This window comes from Salinicola salarius, from assembly GCF_002179555.1.
Classification (GTDB): domain Bacteria; phylum Pseudomonadota; class Gammaproteobacteria; order Pseudomonadales; family Halomonadaceae; genus Salinicola; species Salinicola salarius_A.
In genome coordinates this window covers 1-2,682 of record NZ_NHOU01000086.1, presented here as the reverse complement: position 1 = coordinate 2,682, position 2,682 = coordinate 1, and the positions used below count along the sequence as shown (strand labels likewise).

At 61.1% G+C, this 2,682-nt stretch carries 4 protein-coding genes; all 4 read right to left on the bottom strand.

Annotated elements, in window-relative coordinates; translation table 11 throughout:
* Positions 1-46: 46 nt before the first annotated feature.
* From CCD76_RS19095 to tnpA, 4 genes are read right to left on the bottom strand one after another with little or no spacing between them, the layout of a single operon-like run.
* Entirely contained in the window at positions 47-316 is a 270-nt protein-coding gene (locus CCD76_RS19095; RefSeq protein ID WP_087721073.1) for a hypothetical protein, read from the bottom strand.
* Positions 306-1,937, bottom strand: a complete 1,632-nt coding sequence (tnpC, locus tag CCD76_RS19090; RefSeq protein WP_179208974.1) for an IS66 family transposase — start codon at positions 1,935-1,937, stop codon at positions 306-308. Before tnpC ends, CCD76_RS19095 begins: the two co-directional genes overlap by 11 nt.
* Positions 1,938-1,965: 28 nt before the next feature.
* Positions 1,966-2,310: an IS66 family insertion sequence element accessory protein TnpB gene (tnpB, locus tag CCD76_RS19085; protein ID WP_087721071.1), complete on the bottom strand. Its 345-nt coding sequence runs from the start codon at positions 2,308-2,310 to the stop codon at positions 1,966-1,968.
* Positions 2,307-2,597: an IS66 family insertion sequence element accessory protein TnpA gene (gene tnpA, locus CCD76_RS19080; protein ID WP_087721070.1), complete on the bottom strand. Its 291-nt coding sequence runs from the start codon at positions 2,595-2,597 to the stop codon at positions 2,307-2,309. The genes tnpB and tnpA overlap by 4 nt, the downstream gene beginning before the upstream one ends.
* Positions 2,598-2,682: the final 85 nt, after the last annotated feature.

Below are 2,682 nucleotides of genomic sequence, written 5' to 3'. Positions count from 1 at the left end.
GTAAGCGTTCATTCGGGGACGTAGTAGACGCCCCCAGGCAAGCTGATCACTTCACTTCATGAAGCGGTGTCAGTAATTGCGGCGAGACTTTGTACTGTGTGGTTCCGTCTTCGGCCAGCACGATCACGCTCTTGCGGTTGATCTTGGTAACGATGCCGAACGCCCGTCCCTCCCGGGTGCTGAAGGAGACCTTGAGCCCGACACGCAGCTGGCTCAGCGCCTGCAGGGTTTCCTGTTCCTTGAGTTCATCGATGCGCTGGCAGATGACGTCATTGAGCTCCAGTAACTGATCGAGGGTCATCTCATCAATGCGCATGGCGAACGGCCTCTGGTGATTCGGGCTGTCTGTGCGGATGACGGGGATCGAGCAACGAGCGTAACGGCTTGTCCGCGAAGTGGGTCTTCCACCGTCTTGGCGTCAGTTGCGCGACCTCCCTGGCCGGGTGTTGGCTGATGCGCTGCAGCACATCCACCAGATAGGTGTACGGATTGACGTCATGCAGTTTGCAGGTGGTGATCAGGCTTTGGATGAGCCCGAGGTGTTCGGCGCCGAGTTCCGTCCAGCAAAACATCCAATTTTTCTTGCCCATTGGAATGGGGCGCAGCGCCCGCTCCAGGTGGTTGGTGTCCGGTTGTACGTCTGGATCTTCCAGGAACACGGTCAGGCTCGCTTCACGGCTGAGCATATAATTCAGGGCTTTGGTCAGCGCATCGCTGGGCAACAGCTCGCCACGTTCCAACTGATCGCGGCACCACTGGAAGAAGTCGTCGACGACTGGCTTCGAGTGCGCCAACCGGTACTGGCGCTTCGTCTCGCCAGTGAGCTGTTGAGCACGGATGTTGTCTTCGTTGTGATAGAGCTTGGCGATCTGCTGAAGCGCCTCGCCAGCCTGCTGCGGATGCTCCTTCTGGGCCTCGATGAAGTAACGCCGGCCGTGGACCCAGCACTGGGCATGGGTAACGCCGTCCTGTGCTGCGGCGTAGCGGGCATAGGCGGCGTACCCGTCGCTGATCAGCGTGCCGGTGAACTGCTCGCTCAGCACCTGCTCGATGTGGCCCCGTCCACGGCTGTTGGAGTAGGTGAACACCACCTCATCGTCATCGCCGTACAGCGGCCAGAACCAGCCGGATTTCATTTTGCCTTTTTGCGGGCCAGCCCGGCCCTGATGGCCGGCCTTGATTGGCGTTTCGTCCATGGCCAGCACCCGGCTGCGCAGCACATTATCGGTCTGGGCATCGACGATGGGGCGCAGCAGATCGATGGCGCGTTTGACCAGGTTGCTCAGCGTGCTGCGGCTGACGGTGACCCCAGCCTGCTGAATGCGCTGATGCTGGCGGTACAGCGGCAGATGGAACTGGAACTTGTCCACCAGCAGTCCGGCCAGCAGGCTGACATCGGCCAGGCTGTTGTCGAGCACGTTGGGCGGCGCCGGGGCGGTCACTGGCTTGTCGGTGCCTTTGCGGCGCAATACCGGGCGTTCGCACTGGAGTACCACATAGCTGGCCGCTCGCTGGGCTAGCCGGAAGGTAGTCTTGGTTCCGAGGATTTCATACCGATCGGCGTCCGGCCCAGTCAGCTCCGGCGGCAGCTGCTCGATGACTTCCACCGGCACATCGGCGCTGAAGCGCAGACCGGTATCGTTCAAGCAGTCATCGTCGCGCTGCTTCTTGGCGGTGCCGCGCTGATAGGCGCCGACCGTGCGCTTGTCATCCTCGGGCGCCTTGTCCGGGACGGGCGCCTGCTCCGGCTGGAACAGGCTGTCCTGTCCCGGCAGGTCAAAGACCTGCTTCTCGGACTTGGGGCCGAACAGCTGCTTCTTGAACCAATCCAGCTGGCGCTGCATCCCCTGAACCTGCTCGCGCAGCAGCGCGTTCTCCTCGACCAGGGCCGAGTGAGACGGTGCGGTGGGTTCAGGCGTGCAAGCAGTTGATTTCATGGCCGCTATTATACCGGACCCTGAGTGCTTACGCTGCTGAAAAACGCTTGAAGCGGCGAACTTTTTGCACCTCAATGCCGTCGATCAGCAGCTGCAGATCGGCCAGCGTCAACGCTCGCTGGCCAGACGCTGACGCACGCACCTGGAACTGACCCCGCTCCAGGCGCTTGGCCCACAAGCAATAACCGGTGCGGCTGAAGTACAGCATCTTCATCTGGGTCTTGCGCCGGTTGATGAACACAAAGTACTGGCCACTGAGCGGGTCGCGGTTGAGCTGGTTGCGTACCAGCGCGCTCAGTCCCCGGAAGGACTTACGCATGTCGGTGGGCTCGGTGCACAGCCAAATCCGGGCCTGGCTATCGAGCCCGATCATCCGTTCTGGCTCAGCCGCAGTTCGACGCCATTACCCAGACTCAACACAATAGTCCAACCTGGCCCGCAAGACGGCGAAGCGCCCATCAATGCCGACAGATCCAGAAAATCCGACTGCTCGGTCTCGGTCGAGTCAGAGACCGGGCTTTCGCAAAGCCGCTTGCGCCAGCTGCGAAAGCTGGCATAACCGATGCCTTGTTGCTTACAGAACTGCAGCGCGGACAGGCCGCTGTGGCGCTGCTGATCAATCAGACCCTGCCATTGGTCCGGAGTGCGGCGCTTGCTCATGAGAGTAACCTCGTGTTGATGAGTGTGAGGTTACTTTAGGGTCACGCTCGCTGGGATGGCAGGGCGTCCTGGAATGAACGCTTAC